Here is a 20,077-nt window from a genome sequence, read left to right as displayed (position 1 = left end):
ATTGGGACTGAGTCACAGCAATTTTCCTCTAAACTCTGTCAAACAGTGTAATTTTGGCCAAGAGTCCTGCCACCATCAAAAACAGTGCCACCAGTAATGCCCACAGGCGATTGTCCGTTGAACTTTGGCGTTTCCCTAGCTCCACTAACTGTTCGCGATTGTTCTGTACTTCTAGGCGAACGGCCTCGATTTTGGCCTCCATGGTGTTGAACTTTTCACGGATTTCTGCTTGCCCCACCTTCACTTCAAGGGTGAGTTCTGTCAACTGCGACTGGATTGCCTTGACGGTTTCCAGAACTTCGGCTAGTTGGGATTGGGTGACAGGCTCGGTCATGACGGCTGCTCAGGGAGGGGTAATTTCATTTTAGGGGAACAAGCAATTTCTGTTTTCAGATTTTTTATAAATCTTGTTAGGAAGGTTGTTGGTTAGGGGAGGTCATTGACAGCAGCTAAGGGGCGAAGATAGGTCTGCACCAATGTTTGATAAAAGCCTAAGACGCGCTTATCTTTGAAGACAGCAGGAACACGGGCAAAGGCGGCACGGGAAATAATGGCATATTCAGGAATGGCAAATACGCTTGTGTCATTGGCTTGATACTGTGGCCAAAAGTAGGGAGTGAGGTGGGGAAGTTTCTGGAGAATCCGTTCAATTTCTGCTTGGGCAACAGCCATCGCCTTGTCGGTTGTGGGAGCACCATTAAAGAAAATAGGCAAAGGAAGGGGGCCGCCTTCACGGCGCAAGGTGTGAATTTCATTAAAGAGAAATTGGTGAATCACCTGAGCGGCATTGTTGAGGGAGGAGAGATCGGTGTGGCGGGTGGGAATCAAAACGGCGTCACTGGCATACACGGCGCTCTTACTTAAAAAGAGCCAAGCACTGGGGCAGTCAATGAGGATGTAGTCGTAGCGATCGCGCAAGGGGGCGAGGAGTTCCCGCAGGCGAGTAATGGGTGGATGTTGGGTTTGCATCGCCTGAATAAGAATGCTTTGCAGTTGCGGCGCAGCGGGAATGACATCAAAAATATGGGCAGACTTGATACTGCTGCTGGTGCGGATGCGCAGGTCAAAAGGGCGAATCGTAGCCGTAATCGGCTCATCAGGGTTTTGCAGACAAGCCGCAAGGGTCGTACTGGTGGGGGTTAGCTCAAGGGCGCGGCTGAGATCCCCCTGAGGGTCGCAATCAATAAGCAAGACAGCGGCATCTGCCACAGCAAGGGTGGCGCCCAAGTTAATCGTGGTGGTGGTTTTGCCCACTCCCCCCTTATGGTTATAGAGACAGAGGGTGGTGGCACGGGGGCGCGATCGCAAGCAGGTTTTGAGGTCTTCGATAATGCCCTCAAGGCGATCGCCCGTCAGTTCATAGTTGGGCGTCACTGGATAGACCAAGTGACCATGGCGTTGAAAAAGCTGTAGATGGCGAGCATTCGTGATCAACCCCCAAGCGGTTCCTTGGCAATGGCAACCCCTGAGAAGTTGGCGGAGTTGTTGCAGAGCGCGGCTATGATGGGCAGACCCATTCTCAAGGCTCAAGACCACGGTTTGACTGGGGGTATTGCGGGAGCGACGGGCAGGGGGTTTAATCTCCACAATTAAATCGGGGTCAACTTGAGTCTGACAAAAAGGAGGCTGATGTTCGCGGGGAAAACGGGCTGCCACATCGGCAATGCCCATACCTGTGTCAAAAGAGGAGACGCGATCGCGATCGCCAAAGCCCAACACACTCAGGAGCGGTTGCACAAAGTGCTGCTCAATAACGGCTTCAGAGGTTTCGTCACCGTGAATTTGTTGCCATTGCGATCGCAAGCGGGAAATATCCAACGTTCAGCACCATCCAGCCGTCTTGAATCTTTACAGAATAGGTTGGCCACCCCTGAGCGTCAAGATCACGACGCTACCAAATCACTGTGGATTGAGCTTTCCAACAGCCTTGATCATTGGCTATGATAGTAAATCTGCAAATCTTTCACATTCGTCCCCTTGGGTGTCCTCACCGGATGATGGACGGATGGTTGTTTAACCCATAGGAGTACAACTCAATGGCAGTTCTTAGCCTTGCCCAAATGCTGGAGGCAGGGGTTCACTTTGGCCACCAAGCCCGCCGCTGGAACCCCCGGATGGCACCCTACATCTTCACGGTTCGCAATGGGGTGCACATCATTGACCTCGTGCAAACCGCCCAACTGGTGGATGAAGCCTACAACTACATCCGCAACGCCGCTGAAAAAGGCAAACGCTTTTTGTTTATTGGTACCAAGCGCCAAGCCGCCGGCATTGTCGAACAGGAAGCGCTCCGCTGCGGCAGTTACTACGTCAACCAGCGCTGGCTGGGGGGGATGCTCACCAACTGGAATACCATCAAAACCCGTGTCGATCGCCTCAAAGAATTAGAAAGCATGGAGGAAAATGGCCTCATTGATCTGCGGCCAAAACAGGAGGCTTCAGCCCTGCGGCGAGAACTGGCACGTTTGCAAAAATACCTTGGCGGGATTAAACAGATGCGGCGGCTTCCTGATGTCGCGATTATTGTTGATGTCAAGCGGGAATACAACGCCGTTGCCGAGTGCCACAAATTGGGGATTCCGATCGTGGCGCTGCTGGATACCAACTGCGACCCCAATCAAGTGGATATTCCCATTCCCGCTAACGATGATGCCATCCGTTCGATTAAGCTGATTGTGGGTAAACTAGCCGATGCCATTTACGAAGGCCGCCATGGTCAGTTGGACGAACCAGAAGCGGATCTCGGTGATGAGGACGACGATGGGATGACCGCCAGCGACGATGGTGATGCTGACGCCCTAGATATTCCAGATGATTCTGACGCTTAATCCTTGAGGAACAGATCATGGCAGAGATTTCAGCCAAACTAGTCAAAGAACTGCGGGACAAAACCGGTGCCGGCATGATGGACTGCAAGAAAGCCTTGCAGGAGTCCAACGGCGATATGGAAGCCGCCATTGCTTGGTTGCGGCAAAAGGGTCTAGCCTCTGCGGGCAAAAAAGCCGGGCGCGTCACCAGTGAAGGTCTGGTGGATAGCTACATTCACACTGGCGGGCGCATTGGCGTGCTGGTGGAGGTGAACTGTGAGACCGACTTTGTGGCTCGCAACGAGAAATTCAAAGCCCTTGTCCAAGACATTGCCAAGCAAATTGCCGCTTGCCCCAATGTGGAATTTGTCTCAGTGAATGATATTCCCGCTGAGTACAAGGAAAAAGAACGCCAGATTGCCCTTGGCTCCGATGCTCTCAAGGGGAAACCTCCGGAAGTCAAGGAGAAAATCGTTGCTGGCAAACTAGAGAAAACCCTCAAAGAGCTGTGCCTGCTCAACCAGCCCTTTATCCGCGATCAGTCCAAGACCGTTGAAGAGTTGGTCAAAGAGCACATTGCCGAACTGGGGGAAAATATCCAGATTCGCCGCTTCCAACGCTTTGTCCTCGGTGAGGGGATTGAGAAGCAAGAAACCAACCTTGCTGAAGAGGTGGCTGCCCAAACCCAAGCCATGAGTGCTGCCGCAAAAACGGCCAAAGCACCCCCAGAAGTGGCCGAAACTGCCCCACCTGAAGTGAGTGCCCCTGAACCAGCAGCGGAAACAACACCTGACGAGCCAGCCCCAGAACCTGTCACAGTTTCTGAGCAGACAGTGGAACCAGTGGCTGAGCCTGCTGCCAAAAACCCTGAACCAGTCGCTGAACCTACGGCTGAAAGTAAGGGATTTGGTGCTGCTGCCAAAAAATCTGGTGGCAAGTCTCGGACTGCCAAGAAGAAAAAATAATGACCCTAGGCGTAGCCATGGGCTTGGAGAAAGGCGAGGTCAATTTCGACTGCGGTTGAGGCGTCTTGAGGCTGGAGAAACTTGCGGGTATATTTGCCCAACAGATCCGCCTCTAGGTTCACACCATCGCCAACCCTAAGAAATTGCAACGTCGTTTCTGCGTAGGTATGGGGGATAACAGCAATGCTGAATTCATCCCCTTTTTCATTGCAATGGGCAACGGTGAGGCTAATGCCATTGATGGCAATGCTGCCCTTGGGGATGATGTACGTCGCTACCACTGCAGGGGCAGAGAAGGTGAATTCCCAACTCGTGCCTGTGGGTGCGATCGCTAGCACGCTACCCACACCATCCACATGACCGGTCACAAAATGCCCTCCCACCCTATCCCCAACGCGCAGGGCAGGTTCTAGGTTCACCATTGCGCCTGCTGCCGCTTTGGCCGCCAATGTGGTGCGTTGCAGCGTTTCCGGGGAGACACTGACCGTAAACCCCGTGGCATCAACTGTTTCCACTGTGAGGCAGACCCCATCCACAGCAATACTATCGCCAATGGCCACGTCCTTAAGAAAAGGGGCATCGGTAGCGTTAATTGCCAACTGGGACTCGGAGCGTTGCTGGAGCACACCGATCGCCTGAATAATGCCAGTAAACATTGTTCTTCTAGCCGTTGAGTAAATGCCTTTGATAAAACTTTAATTCTGCCTCAAGGGCGGTGGCGATCGTGCTGCTTTGGCGGAAGCCGTGTCCCTCTTCGGCAAAGGTGTAATATTCTACGGGAATGCTCTTGGCCTGAAGGGCGGCTACCATCTGTTCCGCTTGGCTGGGGGGAACAACGACATCCTTTAGCCCCTGAAAGAAAATCACTGGACAGGTGAGGCGATCCGCATGGTAGAGGGGCGATCGCTGCCGGTAGAGGTCTGCCCCTTCGGGATAGGGGGCAATCAGTTGATCAAAATAATGGGCTTCAAAAGCATGGGTTTCCTTGAGCAGGCTAAGGAGATCACCAATGCCGTAGTAACTTGCTCCCACATGGAAGGTTGTCGTAAACGTCAGGGCACACAGAGTGGTATAGCCCCCAGCACTGCTGCCGCGAATGGCCAAGCGATCGCTATCCACCTTTCCTTGGCGAACTAAATACTCTGCCCCAGCGCTACAGTCCGCCACATCCACCACGCCCCACTGTCCCCGCAGGGCATTGCGATAGGCACGACCATAACCCGTACTGCCACGATAGTTGACATCCAACACCGCAAAGCCGCGACTGGTCCAAAACTGGATGCGCAAATCGAGACCTGTGCCACTGGCTGCCGTTGGCCCGCCATGACTTCTCACGATTAAGGGGGGGCGTGAGTCTGCCGGGGGTTGTACTTGGGGATTTTGGGGCGGGTAGAAAAAGCCGTAGGCGGTTGCGCTGTCACTCGTCGGAAATTCCATCACCTCGGGCCGGGAAATCCACTCCCGTGGCAGAGGAGAAGCAATGGGTTGCAGCGGTGTGGTGGTGCCGTCATCCAGATTGAACTCAACAATATGGGGGGGCAACAGGGGCGAACTGCCAATCAAGGCAACGGCGCGATCGCTCAGGCGAACGAGAGAATGAATCTCAGTGTAGTCCGTCGGGACAGTTTGCCACTCACCCGTGGCTAGGGAGACGACTGCCAGCCGCCATAGGCCGCGATCGCTATAGGTTAACACCACCGTTTCCGGGTTCACCAAAGCATAGGTGGATTGACCAAAGACCCACAGGGGCACACCGGCATCATAACTGGCCTGCCAAACGGGTTCATGGCGGCCATCACGGTAACGATAGAGATTCCACCAGCCAGAGCGATCGCTGATGTAGTAGAGGGTCTCTCCCTGCCATTGGGGTTGCTGAACCGATTCATCGCTGCTGCCAGCAATACGGTAGGGGGTACCAAGGAAGCCGTCGTCATTGAGGGTTGCCCCCCAGAGTTCACAGCCATCCCAAGGCATCTGCGGTGCTGACCATTGCAACCAAACCAAGGTGTTGCCCCCTGGACTCAAGCGTGGCGCCGCATAGAAGCCCGCTCCTTGAACCAGCACTGTCCGTTTTCCCGACAGGTGAATGGCAACAATGGACTGTTGGCTGGAGCCATCGGCAAAATGCGCCTCTTCGACACACAACAGGCGATCGCGCCAAGGATCGACGCAACCATCGGCAAAGCGCGTATTCGCCGCTTGATAGATTAACTGAGGGCTGGGTTCCCCAAGGGCATAGATTCCCTGATCGGCATCATTGACAAAATAAATCTGATCACCGTGGTACCAGTAGGCACCGCCGCCATACTCATTCACGCGCGATCGCGCACTCCAAGGGGCAGCCAAAAGTTCTTGCCCTTGACGCACCAGCACTACTCGCCCCTTTTCTTGGGGACGCCGCTCTAACCCCACCAAACCTAGGGGAGTGGCGCGCAATTCACTGAGACTGGTGGCCGCAGCACTGACTTCGGCGGCAGAGAGGATCGAAGGCCAGTGACCGTAGTCCAAACTCATTGGGGAATTTGCTCAAGCACCAACTTTTGCCGTTTCACTGGCTCTGGGATACTAATGGGATACTTGCCCGTAAAACAGGCGGAACAAAAGCGATCGCCCGTATCATAAGTGGCGGCAATCATTCCCTGCCAACTGAGATAGCTCAGGGAATCGACACCAATCTGAGCGGCAATCTCAGCCACGGACTTGGTGGCTGCAATCAGTTGATCTTGGGTATCGGTGTCAATGCCATAGAAGCAGGGGTGAGTGACCGGCGGCGAGGAAATCCGCATATGTACTTCCACTGCACCGGCATCCCGCAGCGCTTTGACAATTTTGCGGCTAGTGGTGCCCCGCACAATCGAGTCATCCACAATCACCACCCGCTGTCCCATCAGCACATCCCGCAGCGGATTCAGCTTCATCCGAATTCCCGACTCCCGCATCGACTGGGTGGGCTGAATAAACGTCCGCCCCACATAGCGATTTTTAATCAGGCCTTCGGCGTAGGGCACCCCCGTCGCTTGGGAAAAGCCAATGGCGGCAGGGATACCAGAATCCGGTACAGGAATGACGATGTCCGCCTCGGCGGGAGCTTCGCGACCCAACTGCTGTCCCAACCGCTGCCGGTAGCTATAGAGGCTCTCCCCCTGCATCACACTGTCAGGGCGGGCAAAGTAAATCATCTCAAAGACACACAGCTTGCGTTGCGACTCTGCCCATTGCACACTGCCAATCCCGTCGGCACTAATGTGGACGAGTTCCCCAGGCTCCACCTCCCGCACATAGTCCGCACCAATAATATCGAGGGCACAGGTTTCAGAAGCTAGCACGTAATGGGGCGTGGTCTCACCCATGAGGCGGCCAATCACTAAGGGACGAATGCCATGGGCATCTCGCAGGCCAAACAATCCTGCTGGTGTCCCCATCACCAGACTAAAAGCCCCTTGGCACTGTTGAGCAGCGGTAATGATCCCCTCTGACCAAGATTGACCGGTGGCCACGGCTTGAGCGATCGCCCAAGCAATGAGTTCCGAATCCGTTGTGCTTGCCAAGACCGCCGTAGGGGCATCACAGGCTAGGACTTGTTCGCGCAGAGCGTAGGTATTCACTAAGTTACCGTTGTGGGCTAAGGCCAAAGGCCCAAGGCGAGTGTCCACCACAACGGGTTGCGCATTGACAATGCGACTAGAACCGGTGGTCGAGTAGCGGTTGTGGCCGACAGCCAAATCTCCCACCAGCCCTCCAAGAATCTCTTCGTCAAAGACTTGGGAGACCAAGCCCATATCCTTGTAACAGTGGACGGTGTCACCCGCAAATGTGGCAATTCCCGCCGATTCCTGACCTCGATGTTGCAGGGCATAGAGACCAAAGTAGGCGAGGCGAGCCACATCCGCCCCCGGGGCATAGACCCCAAAGACACCACAGGCTTCTTCCGGCTTATCAGCAAATTGTTGTTCTGTCATTTAGTCCAAATACTTCGGCAGGGGCGATCGCCACGCAAGAGCTAACTCTTCCATCGTAACCTTGATAAGCGGAGAATTGTCACAGGTGTCAATACACAGTTCTGTATGTTCACCATTAACAACCCCTAGGCGTGTCCAAGCATTGGGCAGTTGCGCCTGCACATAGGCTTCCCACACCGTCTGTGCCGCTGGCGGCACCGAAACCAGAATGCGCGCCCCCCCTTCAGCAAACAGCAGCACATCCCACCGCGGATAGGTGCCCGCTGGCAATTGAATCGTTGCCCCCCGTTGGCTGCTGAGACAGCTTTCCGCCAAGGCCACGGCCAAGCCCCCCTCGCTGAGATCGTGGGCACTGGCAACCCACCCCTGCTGAATGCCATAGCGACACACCGCCTGCACTCGCTGCTCTAGGTCTAAATCAATCTGAGGTGGACGCCCCGCCACAAGGCCATGGATCTGGGCAAGGTATTCCGACCCACCGAGGCTCAGGCGCGGATCACTCAAGGGCGTGGTCAGAGGCAACCCCAATAGGTAAATGGCATCTCCGGGCGATCGCCAGCCCTGACCGACAACCCGCTGCAAATCGGGAATCAACCCCACCATCCCCACCACGGGGGTCGGATAAATTGGCTGTGGTTGGCCATTGCGATCAATTGTTTCGTTGTAGAGGGAGACATTGCCACCCGTGACTGGCGTTTGTAGAGCCCGGCAGGCCTCCGCAAGACCGCGGCAGGCATGGGCCAACTGCCAGTAACCTACGGGCGTTTCGGGACTGCCAAAGTTGAGGTTATCGGTGACGGCCAGAGGCTCTGCCCCCACACAACTCAGATTACGAGCGGCTTCGGCCACAGCTGCTTTGCCGCCTTCGTAGGGATCCAGATACACATAGCGGCTGGGGCAATCGACCGTCGCCGCAATCCCTTTGGAGGTGCCCCGCAGGCGAATGACCGCTGCATCAGCATCACCGGGGAAAACGAGGGTGTTGTTTTGCACCTCGTGATCGTACTGACGATAGACCCATGCTTTAGAGGCAATACTGGGGGTGGCGAGAAGAGTGAGCAAAATCTCCGCGGGCGATCGCGCCGGTAGCGCCAATTGATCCACCGACCATTGCCGCGCCTGTTGGACATAGACAGGTGGCTCACTGGGACACTGTCGCTCATAGAGGGGGGTATCTTCGGCAAGGGCACGGGCAGGCACCTCTGCGGCCACCTCGCCCCGGTAAAGCACCCGCACCAGCGGTTCAGCAATGACGCGACCCACAACCACCGCCTGCAAGCCCCAACGATGGAAAATCTCAATCAGTTCGGCTTCCCGCCCTTGCGCCGCCACAAAGAGCATCCGTTCTTGGGATTCCGAAAGGAGAAACTCGTAGGGCACCATCCCCTGTTCCCGTACGGGCACTTTGTCCAAGTCCAGTTCAATACCAACACCGCCTTTGGCAGCCATTTCCGCAGTCGAGCAGGTCAAGCCCGCTGCCCCCATATCTTGGGCGGCCACCACTGCCCCCGTTTGAAAGGCTTCCAGACAGGCTTCAATGAGGCATTTTTCCATGAAGGGATCCCCCACTTGGACGGCGGGGCGATCGCTCATTGATTCATCAGTGAGTTCAGCGCTGGCAAAACTTGCCCCCCCCATGCCATCACGACCCGTTGTAGATCCCACATACAGCACCGGATTGCCAATGCCACTCGCTCCCGATTTAACAATTTCTGGGGTTTCCATGAGGCCTAAGGCCATGGCATTCACCAAGGGGTTACCGGCATAGCAAGGGTCAAAATAGACCTCGCCCCCCACCGTGGGCACACCGACACAGTTGCCATAGTGGGCAATACCCGCCACGACTCCTTTCACCAATTGTTGGGTTTTGGCTTCCTTAAGATCGCCAAAGCGCAGGGCGTTCAGCAAGGCAATGGGACGCGCCCCCATCGTAAAAATATCCCGCAGAATCCCCCCCACGCCGGTCGCTGCCCCCTGAAAGGGTTCAATGGCCGAGGGATGATTGTGGGACTCAATCTTAAAAGCAAGGCGCAAGCCATCCCCTAAGTCCACGACGCCGGCATTCTCACCGGGACCGACCAGTACCCGTGCCCCTTGGGTGGGAAACTGCTTGAGCAGGGGACGGGAGTTTTTGTAGCAGCAATGCTCTGACCACATCACCCCAAACATGCCCAATTCCGCGCGGTTGGGATGGCGGCCAAGGCGGCGGACAATTTCGGTGTACTCTTGGGGCTTGAGGCCTTCAGCAGCAATCTCAGCCTCAGTAACGAGGGGGATTTGGCTCATGGCAAAGGATGATTTCGGCTACGTTATTGATTATCGAGCCTAGCGGGAATTGGGGTACCAAAACATCCCCTTAATCCCCTCGGGATCCGGGCGAAAACCCAACTGACGGTAAAAGTCGACCACATGGGGATCGGCAAAGAGGGTAATGTTGCTGATGTCCTCGCTGCGCAGTTCTTTGATCATCTGCCGCATTAATTCTTTGCCCAGCCCCCGTCCCTGAAACTCTGGATGCACGACCACATCCCAAATCGTGGCATTAAAGGCGTGATCCGAGGTCGCACGCGAAAAACCAATGAGGCGACGATAGGCACCCCGCTGCTCCCACATCGAGATCACTAAAAAGCTATGCTGAATTGCTTTTTTCACCTTGCGAATGGGGCGGCGCGACCAGCCCACGGCATCACAAAGTTCCTCGAGTTCATAGACATCAATATCTTTTTCTTTGCTGAAAATAATTTGGCTTTCGCTGCCATTGTCCCGCTCTACCTGAGAACCTACACTAGGGGACGTCGTGGTGGCGCTGGCAGTCGGTTGCGAATTGAACAGCGATTTCCAGAAGCTCATGCAAGTATGCTGGAGATGGGGAAACGACCAAGTATCACCCGGCCTAGGCTATAGTATAGCGACTCTCACCCATGGTTTCCGATTTTCAACTGCGTAACCTTGATGTCCTGAAGCGATTCAACCGCTCCTTTCCGGACTTTTATGAGCAATTTGTCGGTCGGGATGTCCAACTGCAAAACCTGAAACTGGGGTTTCAAATTCATAAGACCAATCAGGCGGTGATTCAGATTGTCCCTGAGGGCGATCGCTCTGTTCTCCACTTTGCCCACCGCAATCACTCTTACCTGCTCAGTGATCTCTTTGGGGTGATGGCCGCCTACAAGCTGACAATTCACAATGTCTCGCTCTATGGCCATGTGCGACCACCGATGCTGGTGTTTGTCAAACTGGTGCTCTCAGAGCAGGGCAAACCCCTGACGAAAAAGCGTAGTGAAAGCGTGCGCCGTGCCCTCCAACAGACCCTCAGTGGTGAATTTGCCGTTGAGGAAATGCTGGCCATGGAGTTTAACCTCAACGAAGGCCTGCCGCAAATTACCACCAGCTTTTATCAGGATCAGGTCTTTCATCTGCCGGCACTGTTGGTGGAGTCCGCGAATCATCCCGCGCTGCTTTACAAGGTAATGCATGCCATTTGGCAAGAGGAATTGCTGGTGGTGAATATCAACTTTATGCTTTGGCAGGGACGGGTGCGACTGTTACTCTATCTGCTGGGACCCAATGGCAGTGTGATTCCCGATTATTTAGGCTCGCGTATTGCTGCCAAGATTAAGGATCATCTAACGGGAAACACTTAGGGTAGGATAGGGGGTGTTTGTCTCCTTTATTACAAGTCCAATGACGGCTGAACAACATCTCCACCTGTGGCGAGCAGTGAATCTCAGCGATCGCATTCTAGCGGCCATTGATGTTGGGACAAACTCAATTCACATGGTGGTGGTGCAAATTCAGCCCAGTTTACCCAGTTTCAAAATCATTGCTGCTGAAAAAGATATGGTGCGGCTGGGGGAACGTTGCCAAATTACGGGGCAACTGACAGAGGAAGCGATGAAGCGGGCGATCGCCACCCTGCGCCGCTGTCGTGAACTGGCCACAGGTCTGAAGGCCGAAGAAATTATTGGCGTGGCCACCAGTGCGGTGCGCGAAGCCCCCAATGGTCGCGAGTTTTTAGAGCGGGTCAAGGAAGAGACCGGCCTGACCATTGATCTGATTTCCGGCGAAGAGGAAGCGCGGCGCATCTACTTGGGCGTGCTCTCGGGGCTAGAGTTCAACGGCAAGCCCCACATCATCATTGACATTGGCGGTGGCTCCACAGAGTTAATCTTGGGGGATGGTCATGAACCCCGCTACCTCAGCAGTACCAAAGTGGGGGCAGTACGCCTGACGGACTTATTTGTCAAAAGCGATCCCATTAGCGATCAGGACTACGCGGCCCTGCGCGCCTATGTACGGGGAATGTTGGATCGTGCCGTTGAAGACCTGCGGCAGCAGCTTGGCCCCCATGAAAAACCGCAATTGGTGGGTACCTCAGGCACGATTGAAAGCCTGATGATGATTCACACCTGCGATCGCCTTGGTGCTTGTCCCCCCTCCCTACGCGGCTATGAACTGACGCTAGGGGACTTAAAGGCACTTGTGGCCAAATTGCGGCGACTAAACTTTAACCAGCGCTGTCAACTCTTGGGGATGTCGGAGCGGCGCGCTGAAATTATTGTTGCAGGGGCAGTGATTCTCGCTGAGGCCATGGAGATGCTTGGTCAAACCAGCCTGATCACCTGCGATCGCGCCCTGCGGGAAGGCATCATTGTGGACTGGATGCTTACCCACGGCCTGATTGAAGACCGCCTCCGCTATCAAAGCTCGGTGCGTCAGCGCAGTACCTACAGTTTGGCGCAAAAGTTCCATGTCAATCTTGCCAGCAGTGAACGGGTGGCCGATTTCGCCCTGACGCTCTTTGATCGCACCCAAGGGATTCTCCACAACTGGACAGAAGCAGAGCGAGAACTCCTCTGGGCAGCAGCGATTCTCCACAATGCCGGTCACTACGTCAGCCATTCTGCCCACCACAAACATTCCTACTACCTTGTGCGCCATGGGGGTCTGCTCGGCTACACCGATACGGAAATCGAGATCATTGCCAACCTCTGTCGCTATCACCGCAAGAGTCCCCCCAAGAAAAAGCATGAAAACTTCCGCCAACTGGTGGGACGGCGAGAACGGCAAATTGTCGAGCAACTGAGTGCGATTCTACGGCTGGCTTCGGCCTTGGATCGGCGACAAATTGGGGCAGTGGATCACATGACCTGTGAGTGGCGCGCTGTACAACGGGAGTTTTGTGTGCAGGTACATCCCGCTGATCCGAGCGATCGCTGTGAACTGGAAATTTGGAGTGTCAACTACAAAAAAGAACCCTTTGAAAGCCAATTTGGCGTCAGTTTGAAGGTGGAATTAGTGCCCGCCAGTAGTACAGCTCTAGCCACAGCAGTCAACTACTAATTCAACAGCCTTAAACTTTTTCCACTGGGGGCTGCCCCAACAGTCCTTGGGGGCGCACAAGCAGCACCAGAAAGAGAATCGCAAAGGCCGCAGCATCCCGAAACCCCGAAGCAGCGGCAGGCACCATTGCCTCCACTAGTCCCAGCAAAAAACCCGCCAACATTGTCCCCGGTAAGCTCCCTAGGCCCCCCAGAACAATCACCGCTAACCCCTTGAGACCAAAGATCACGCCAAACTGCGGCCCCGTAATCCCGACACTCAAGGCGACGAGGGTACCAGCAACGGCAGCCAAAGCACTGCTGACAAAAAACGTCACTTGAATAATGCGATCGCTATCAATGCCCAGTAATGTCGCGGCAGTCGGATTTTCGGCCACCGCTTGCAATCCTTTCCCCATGCGCGTCCCTTTGACCCAATAGGTCAGGGCAATCATCAAAGCCACGGCCACGGCAAAGATGACAAATTGACTAGTGCGCAGGGCAATGTCCCCCAACCGCAGGGTGAGGGGCAATCTCCCCCAGAGTTGATCGGGATAGGTATAGACTTCGGCACCCACCAAATACTGGATCAGGTTGGTGAGGAGAACAGCCGCCCCAAGGCTGGCCACCACGGTCAAGAGGGTATCGGCGCGCTGTTGCCGCAGGGGTCGAAAGACGACCCAATCAATGCCAACCCCCAACAGGCCACAGCCAAGGGCACTGAGAACTAAGGCCAGCGCAAAGGGTAAGGCAACGGGAAGCTGTCCATTGGCCAACAGACCATTAAAGCCAAAGCGTCCCCCTAAGAGGGCATAGGTGAGATAAGCGCCAATGGCAAAAACAGCACCGTGGGCAAAGTTGATGATGCCCAAAATCGAGAAGACAAGGGTATAGCCGAGGGCAAAGATGGCATAAACACTCCCTGTGGCCAATCCATCCACAAGGACTTGCAGGCCGCTTGTTAGCACCTACGCTCCTTCCACAAGGGCACGATAATCCGCTGCTGAGAGGAGTCCCGTAGGGGGGGTACTGACTTGCACCTTCACCAACCACCCCTCCCCATAGGGATCGGCAGCAATTTGCTCTGGGTTGTCAATGACAGCTTGATTGACCTCAATCACGGTTCCGGCGAGGGGTGCATAGAGATCCTCAACGGCCTTGACCGACTCAATGGTGCCAAAGCGTTCGCCGGATTCTAGGACATCGCCAACGGCAGGCAACTCAACAAAGACAATATCCCCCAGTTGATCGACGGCAAAGGCACTAATGCCGAGGGTGGCTGTATCGCCCTCAAGGCGCAGGTACTCATGGCTGTCGAGATATTGCAGGTCGTCAGGGTAGGTGAGCGTCATAGCAGATTCCAATCCATCAGGGGCGATCGCTGGCACGGGCAAGGCGCACCGCCGTTACAAAGGCTACTAAACCAAGGGGCACACTGAGGAGCAAAATCACGGTAGTTGGAAGGGTTCCCAACTGGGCTTCTCCCGAACTCAGTTCAAAAACACAACCCACCGTGGCGATCGCTGCCACACAGGCACCCAGTAGGTATAGATAACTCTTGGCCACAGACGATGATCCTCAGGGTTAGGCAGCAATGGGACGCACGGCACTGGCGGTAAACCCATGCTCTTTGAGTTCGTGGCGCAGTAGGGCTTGGTTCTCGACGCGATCGACAAACATCACCCCCGTCAGGTGATCAATTTCATGCTGGATCGCCCGCGCCAGTAGCCCACCCGCCATGATGACTTGGGGACGCCCCCACTCATCTTTGTAGGCCACCTCCACCATGGCCGGACGGCGCACCTCTAGGTACACCCCCGGAATACTCAGGCAGCCCTCTTGACACACTTCAAGGTCTTCACTGAAGTCCTTAATGACCGGGTTAATCATCACCAACGGTTCTGCTGCCGGGTCGTCGGGATGAATGTCAATGACGAGAATTTGCTTATTGATGCCCACCTGCGGTGCCGCCAAGCCAATGCCATCGGCACTGTACATGGTTTGCAGCATTTTCCGCACAATATCGCGGATACTGTCATCCACTTTGCTGACCCGTTTGGCGGGTTGACGCAGCACGCGATCGCCCAAATAGTGCAATTGCAGGGGCGGATTTTTTAACTTTTTCTTTTCAACAGCCAGAGAGGTAGCCATAGGACACGCCGATTAACACAAAATAACAAAAGTTAATCATTTCCTAGCCTAACGAATTTTCAAGGCTCTCGGCTACTTTTCCGTCGAGGCACTGCTGACACTGGGTAAGAGGCGTTGTTGCTCCTCAAGGGCAGCTTTGTAGCGTTCCACATCCTCCTCAAGGTGGGCAATTTGCTCATCGCGGGCTTCCATTTCCACCCGGATCGTAAAGATGCGCTGCACCTGTACCCAGACGTTAAAGACCCAAGCAAAGACGGCACCAATGCCCATGGCCACGATGAGTTCAATGCACAATGGGGCTTGAATCACTTTCCCTTCAAAGAACTTAATACTTACGGGTTCGGTATTTTGAATACTAAAGAGAACTAAGCCCAAGCCAATGACAAATATCATCAAGAAGTTCAGTTGTCGCATAGGGCATCCTGTAACAAATCTAAGCATAGACAGGGATTGTCGCATCGGGCCTCTTGCCAGCGACCAACAATCTTGCGCTAATCATACCACTGTGGCTAGTCCTCAATCACTGAGTGACTGACTTCCACTGCTTGGACATCAATGGTGCCGGGGGGAGCCAAGCGTTGAAACTGGCGATCGCGCACCATCAGGATTTCGCCACAGGCGGGGCATTGGGTTTGGGTATTCTTCAAACTGCTAAATTTAAAGCCACACACTGGGCAAGCCGCCGTCACCAACTTCCAGCGAAACCAAAGTTGTAACCCTGCAAAAAGGAGTACAGGGGTCAACATCAAGATGAAAAACAGCACCAGAAAGGATTGCACTAACCAGCCTAGCCCCAGTAGCCCCAGCAACCAAGTTACCAGCAACACACTGAACCAAAAACGCAGGGTGGGGTTTAGGGTAAATCTTAGGGACATTGGCCTCCCTCCAAGGGCATTGCCGCTATTCTAGCGTAGTCGCGAGTGTATCCTAAAAAGCAGGCGTACTGTCCAGCTATGGTAATGCCCTATACTCTCCACGCCGAACGTACTCGCGTTGAAGTGATTCCAGAGCGCGGTGGCCTGATTAGCCGCTGGCAGTGGCAAGGTCATGAGCTGCTGTACTTGGATCGGGAGCGCTTTGCCAACCCGCAGTTAAGCGTGCGTGGCGGTATTCCCATTCTCTTTCCCATTTGTGGCAATTTGCCCGAGGATACATTTCACCACAATGGCCAAACCTATCACCTCAAGCAGCATGGCTTTGCACGGAATTTGCCATGGCAGGTGTTAGATCAGCAGGAACATCTCTTGAAGCTGGGATTGCAGGATACGCCGGCCACGCGCCAAGTCTATCCCTTTGCCTTTCATCTGACCTTAACCTACACCCTCGCTGCTGATGCCTTGGCGATCGCCTTTGAGGTGGCTAACCCCGGTGACACCCCCTTGCCCTTTAGCTTTGGCTTGCATCCCTACTTTGCCGTTGCTGACAAGCAGCAATTGCAGTTTGACCTGCCAATCCATGCCATGGTGGATCAGAAAACGCAACAACCCCTCACCTTTAGCGGCACGTTTGACTGGCATGCAGCAGAACTGGATTTGGCCTGTCGTCCCCTCACGGGTCAAGTGGCTCGCGTCTGTGATCTGCAACAACAGTACTGCCTGACGCTGCGCTACGATACAGCGTTTACAACCCTTGTTTTTTGGACGGTTCAGGGCAAACCCTACTACTGTCTAGAACCTTGGACTGCCCCCCGCAATGCCTTGAATACGGGGGTAGATCTCCTGCACGTGCCACCCCAAAAGCACCTCACCCTTGGCGTTGAGATTGCTGTTGCCCCCCTTTAGGGAGAAAATAGAAAGGTTTTCACAGACGCGACCATGTACCCCGATTTTCAGACCTTTTGTCAGCTTGCTGAGCAGGGTAACTTCATCCCCATCTATCAGGAGTGGGTGGCGGATATGGACACGCCCGTATCGGCTTGGTATCGGGTCTGTCGCGATCGCCCCTACAACTTTTTGCTCGAGTCCGTCGAGGGGGGTGAACAATTGGCTCGCTACAGCCTCCTCAGTTGTGATCCGCTCTGGGTACTAGAAACGCGGGGCAACCAAACCACCCAAACCCATCGCGATGGCTCACTCACCACATTTACGGGCAATCCCTTCACAATTTTGGCCAATTGCCTTGCCCCCTATCAACCCGTGAAGCTACCCCAACTGCCGGGGGGCATTGGCGGTCTTTTTGGTTTTTGGGGCTATGAACTGATTCAGTGGATTGAGCCGCGGGTTCCGATTCATCCTGCCACTGAAAAGGATTTGCCGGATGGCGTGTGGATGCAGGTGGATCAAATCCTGATTTTTGATCAGGTGAAGCGGAAAATTTGGGCGGTGGTCTATGCTGATACCCGTGAGACGGACTTGAAAACGGCCTATACCCATGCCAGCGATCGCCTAGAGCGGCTTTTGAGTCAACTGCGAACTCCGATTCCCGCTGCGGCCACCCAGCTGCACTGGCAACCCAGTCGCCAGACCCCTAGTTATACCAGCAACATCACTCCCGAAGCCTTCTGTACCAATGTGGCGCGGGCCAAGGACTACATCCGTGCGGGCGATATTTTCCAAGTCGTTCTCTCCCAACGCCTCAGTGCCACCTACAGCGGCGATCCTTTTGCCCTCTATCGCTCCTTGCGCCTGATTAACCCTTCCCCCTACATGGCCTACTTTCAATTTGGCACGTGGCAGATCATTGGCTCTAGCCCAGAAGTCATGGTCAAAGCCGAACACCATCCTGAAAAACGTGGGTCTCTCCTTGCCACTGTCCGGCCCATTGCCGGTACCCGCAAGCGGGGTCACACCTACGCCGAAGATCAGCAGCTCGCCGCAGAACTCCTTGCCGATACCAAAGAAGTGGCCGAACACGTCATGCTCGTTGATTTGGGGCGCAATGATTTGGGGCGCGTGTGTCGTCAGGGGAGTGTCACCGTCGAGGAGTTTATGGTGATTGAACGCTACTCGCACGTCATGCATATTGTGAGTAATGTTGTCGGCGAACTATTGCCCGATAAAACGGCATGGGATCTGCTCCAAGCTTGTTTTCCGGCTGGAACCGTCAGTGGTGCCCCCAAAATTCGAGCCATGGAAATCATCTATGAATTGGAGGGCTGCCGCCGTGGCCCCTACTCTGGTGCCTATGGTTACTATGACTTTGAAGGTCAACTCAATACCGCGATCGCTATTCGCACGATGGTGGTGCAACTGCTAAGCGACCACCAACACCTCATTCACGTCCAAGCCGGTGCTGGTATTGTTGCGGATTCCGATCCGCAGCGGGAATACGAAGAAACCTTGAACAAAGCTCGCGGTTTATTGGAGGCCATCTCTGTGCTGGGCGGCAAGCCTTAACCAAATGTTCAAGGAGCCATCATCTGATTTTTACATTTACCCCTTAGTCTAATAGGCGGTTGTTGCTAACGTTACCCAGAACACAGGCACTGGGAATGTTGGAAAAACCACCCATCTCTCAGGCACACACCTAAGGGCTGGTTCCTTTGCTTGAGGTTCTACTGCCATGGCAAACGTCTCCACCGCTGCAATCACTCCCCCTGTGGATGGACGCTGGCGTTGCCCCTCTCGACTACACACGTTTGGCATGGGGGACAGCATCTGGATGGAGCCAGAACGCATTTGGCTAGTGAGCCGGGGCGTCGTGCTGTTAAACCTTTTGCACCCCGATGGTGAAGAAGTGGTGGTGGGACTGGCCACACCCGGTACTGCTTTTGGTTTACCCTTGACCAGTTTAACGGCCTACCAAGCCAAGGCACTTTCCAAGGCAGAGTTGATGCTCTTTACACTGGTGGAGGTAGAATCCTCACCCAACTTGACCCAAAGCCTTGTGCGGGGTCTGGCTCGTCGCCTACGGCAAGCGGAAGGTCTTTTAGGAATTACCAGCCATCGCCGGATTGAGGAGCGATTACGCCATTTACTCTTGCTTTTGAAGCAAGAAATTGGTCAACCCCATCCCCTCGGCACTCGCTATAGTGTTCGCCTCACCCACCAGCAACTGGCAACGGCGATTGGCACAAGTCGAGTGACCATCACACGTCTGTTGGGCAAACTCAAAAAGGAGCAGTGGCTCACCTACGATCGCGATCGCCACATTATTCTCACCAACGCCGCTCAGATTTAAGTGATTTAGGTTAGTTCTCCCCTGATCAGGGCACCTCTGGTACAAAAGAGAAGGTTTCTAGTGTAAATTTTTGTAACCACTTGCACTCATAGTGGCAAAACTGTTAAATTAGATACAGAAATAAATCGTTCATCTTTGCTATGAACCACCAAAAAACTTAGGTGAATAGCGAAGACGGAAGTAGGGCAATTGTCCCGAAGGAACGCGCCTCAGCTGACAACAACTAGCCAGTACATCATTTGGGGCGATGATGATGACAACTACACTCACCTATCGCGGCGTTCAATACGACTACGTTCCTCCGGCAGTCCGTACTGAAGCAACCGATGTTGTAGCCAAATATCGGGGTTGGAACTACCACTGCACTCGAGCAGTGAATCCTCCGGCTCAACCTGTGCGGGATTTAATCTATCGCGGTGTGGTCTACCGTACGGGTCAAACGGAAGCTGTGAATACGACAGCAACCACTGCTGCCAACACAGCCAAGGAAGTGAATATGCCAGCGCTTGATCTTAATCAACTTTCGCGGGTCATTCTCACCCATCACCACCAAGTGATCAAAAACCGCGAACAATCCCTCCTCACGCGAATGATTGCCCAAATGGGATTACCTGCGGCCGCAGGTCACTATTGGAACCAAATTCAGGGCAAAATTAAGCCCCATGTCTGGACAAGCTACGATCGCAGTCATGCCACGATGAGCTAGCACAGGGGTGTGATTGTCCTCTCTCAAGACTGATTCGTAACGGCACTCG

21 protein-coding genes and 1 riboswitch are annotated in these 20,077 nt (G+C 54.4%); of the genes, 8 read left to right on the top strand and 13 right to left on the bottom strand.

Features of this window, described 5'->3' with window-relative positions:
* Positions 1-28: 28 nt before the first annotated feature.
* Together RHJ31_RS06220 and RHJ31_RS06215 are read right to left on the bottom strand one after the other, a co-directional pair.
* Positions 29-334: a hypothetical protein gene (locus RHJ31_RS06220; protein ID WP_149818940.1), complete on the bottom strand. Its 306-nt coding sequence runs from the start codon at positions 332-334 to the stop codon at positions 29-31.
* 92 nt (positions 335-426) lie between these two features.
* The gene (locus RHJ31_RS06215; RefSeq protein ID WP_302677757.1) at positions 427-1,818 is read right to left on the bottom strand and encodes a ParA family protein; all 1,392 of its coding nucleotides are present in this window, start codon (positions 1,816-1,818) and stop codon (positions 427-429) included.
* A 218-nt stretch (positions 1,819-2,036) separates the two neighbouring features.
* Between RHJ31_RS06215 and rpsB the strand changes: the two genes are divergently transcribed.
* Both rpsB and tsf read left to right on the top strand, forming a co-directional pair.
* Positions 2,037-2,828: a 30S ribosomal protein S2 gene (gene rpsB, locus RHJ31_RS06210; protein WP_149818942.1), complete on the top strand. Its 792-nt coding sequence runs from the start codon at positions 2,037-2,039 to the stop codon at positions 2,826-2,828.
* Between the two features lie 17 nt (positions 2,829-2,845).
* A complete protein-coding gene (tsf, locus tag RHJ31_RS06205) occupies positions 2,846-3,772 on the top strand; it encodes a translation elongation factor Ts (protein ID WP_206199982.1) in 927 nt (308 codons plus the stop codon).
* 5 nt (positions 3,773-3,777) lie between these two features.
* Here the strand turns inward: tsf and RHJ31_RS06200 are convergent, their stop codons facing one another.
* The 5 genes from RHJ31_RS06200 to RHJ31_RS06180 are packed head-to-tail and all read right to left on the bottom strand — an operon-like array spanning position 3,778 to position 10,581.
* Complete coding sequence (locus tag RHJ31_RS06200; RefSeq protein ID WP_302677756.1) at positions 3,778-4,428, bottom strand: riboflavin synthase; 651 nt, start codon at positions 4,426-4,428, stop codon at positions 3,778-3,780.
* A gap of 7 nt (positions 4,429-4,435) precedes the next feature.
* A complete protein-coding gene (locus tag RHJ31_RS06195; RefSeq protein ID WP_302677755.1) occupies positions 4,436-6,286 on the bottom strand; it encodes a S9 family peptidase in 1,851 nt (616 codons plus the stop codon).
* Positions 6,283-7,731 carry an amidophosphoribosyltransferase gene (gene purF, locus RHJ31_RS06190; protein WP_302677754.1) on the bottom strand — a complete coding sequence of 483 codons (1,449 nt, stop codon included), beginning with the start codon at positions 7,729-7,731 and terminating at the stop codon, positions 6,283-6,285. Before purF ends, RHJ31_RS06195 begins: the two co-directional genes overlap by 4 nt.
* Complete coding sequence (gene purL, locus RHJ31_RS06185) at positions 7,732-10,017, bottom strand: phosphoribosylformylglycinamidine synthase subunit PurL (protein ID WP_206199986.1); 2,286 nt, start codon at positions 10,015-10,017, stop codon at positions 7,732-7,734. It abuts the gene before it with no gap.
* A 39-nt stretch (positions 10,018-10,056) separates the two neighbouring features.
* Positions 10,057-10,581, bottom strand: a complete 525-nt coding sequence (locus RHJ31_RS06180; protein ID WP_302677753.1) for a GNAT family N-acetyltransferase — start codon at positions 10,579-10,581, stop codon at positions 10,057-10,059.
* A gap of 71 nt (positions 10,582-10,652) precedes the next feature.
* On the opposite strand from RHJ31_RS06180, the gene RHJ31_RS06175 reads away from it, so the two are divergent.
* Positions 10,653-11,375 (top strand): hypothetical protein, encoded by a 723-nt coding sequence (locus RHJ31_RS06175; protein ID WP_302677752.1) that lies wholly within the window; start codon positions 10,653-10,655, stop codon positions 11,373-11,375.
* Between the two features lie 40 nt (positions 11,376-11,415).
* Positions 11,416-13,074, top strand: coding sequence for a Ppx/GppA phosphatase family protein (locus RHJ31_RS06170; RefSeq protein ID WP_302677750.1), 1,659 nt, complete (start codon positions 11,416-11,418; stop codon positions 13,072-13,074).
* Between the two features lie 10 nt (positions 13,075-13,084).
* Here the strand turns inward: RHJ31_RS06170 and RHJ31_RS06165 are convergent, their stop codons facing one another.
* The 6 genes from RHJ31_RS06165 to RHJ31_RS06140 all read right to left on the bottom strand — a co-directional run bounded on the left by RHJ31_RS06165 (position 13,085) and on the right by RHJ31_RS06140 (position 16,078).
* Positions 13,085-14,020, bottom strand: a complete 936-nt coding sequence (locus tag RHJ31_RS06165; RefSeq protein WP_302677749.1) for a branched-chain amino acid ABC transporter permease — start codon at positions 14,018-14,020, stop codon at positions 13,085-13,087.
* The gene (gene gcvH, locus RHJ31_RS06160; RefSeq protein ID WP_302677748.1) at positions 14,021-14,404 is read right to left on the bottom strand and encodes a glycine cleavage system protein GcvH; all 384 of its coding nucleotides are present in this window, start codon (positions 14,402-14,404) and stop codon (positions 14,021-14,023) included.
* 16 nt (positions 14,405-14,420) lie between these two features.
* Positions 14,421-14,618 carry a hypothetical protein gene (locus RHJ31_RS06155; RefSeq protein ID WP_206199992.1) on the bottom strand — a complete coding sequence of 66 codons (198 nt, stop codon included), beginning with the start codon at positions 14,616-14,618 and terminating at the stop codon, positions 14,421-14,423.
* A gap of 18 nt (positions 14,619-14,636) precedes the next feature.
* Positions 14,637-15,203, bottom strand: a complete 567-nt coding sequence (gene def, locus RHJ31_RS06150) for a peptide deformylase (RefSeq protein ID WP_302677747.1) — start codon at positions 15,201-15,203, stop codon at positions 14,637-14,639.
* A gap of 72 nt (positions 15,204-15,275) precedes the next feature.
* A complete protein-coding gene (locus RHJ31_RS06145; protein ID WP_149818967.1) occupies positions 15,276-15,617 on the bottom strand; it encodes a LapA family protein in 342 nt (113 codons plus the stop codon).
* Positions 15,618-15,712: 95 nt separating this feature from the next.
* A complete protein-coding gene (locus RHJ31_RS06140) occupies positions 15,713-16,078 on the bottom strand; it encodes a hypothetical protein (RefSeq protein ID WP_302677745.1) in 366 nt (121 codons plus the stop codon).
* Between the two features lie 78 nt (positions 16,079-16,156).
* Here RHJ31_RS06140 and RHJ31_RS06135 point away from each other — a divergent pair, with 78 nt between their 5' ends.
* The 4 genes from RHJ31_RS06135 (at position 16,157) to RHJ31_RS06120 (ending at position 20,028) form a co-directional block, all read left to right on the top strand.
* Positions 16,157-16,984: an aldose epimerase gene (locus RHJ31_RS06135; RefSeq protein WP_302677744.1), complete on the top strand. Its 828-nt coding sequence runs from the start codon at positions 16,157-16,159 to the stop codon at positions 16,982-16,984.
* 33 nt (positions 16,985-17,017) lie between these two features.
* On the top strand, positions 17,018-18,538 hold the full coding sequence (trpE, locus tag RHJ31_RS06130) for an anthranilate synthase component I (protein ID WP_302677743.1): 1,521 nt from the start codon (positions 17,018-17,020) through the stop codon (positions 18,536-18,538).
* Between the two features lie 166 nt (positions 18,539-18,704).
* Positions 18,705-19,322, top strand: a complete 618-nt coding sequence (locus RHJ31_RS06125; protein ID WP_206199996.1) for a Crp/Fnr family transcriptional regulator — start codon at positions 18,705-18,707, stop codon at positions 19,320-19,322.
* Positions 19,323-19,446: 124 nt separating this feature from the next.
* A riboswitch (Glutamine riboswitch) is annotated at positions 19,447-19,531 on the top strand.
* A 44-nt stretch (positions 19,532-19,575) separates the two neighbouring features.
* The gene (locus tag RHJ31_RS06120) at positions 19,576-20,028 is read left to right on the top strand and encodes a DUF4278 domain-containing protein (RefSeq protein WP_206199997.1); all 453 of its coding nucleotides are present in this window, start codon (positions 19,576-19,578) and stop codon (positions 20,026-20,028) included.
* Positions 20,029-20,077 lie beyond the last annotated feature (49 nt).

It is taken from the genome of Thermosynechococcus sp. JY1331, from assembly GCF_031583475.1.
In the GTDB taxonomy this organism is placed as follows: domain Bacteria; phylum Cyanobacteriota; class Cyanobacteriia; order Thermosynechococcales; family Thermosynechococcaceae; genus Thermosynechococcus.
The sequence above is the reverse complement of the archived record's forward strand: the minus strand, read 5'-3'. Positions and strand labels throughout refer to the sequence as shown.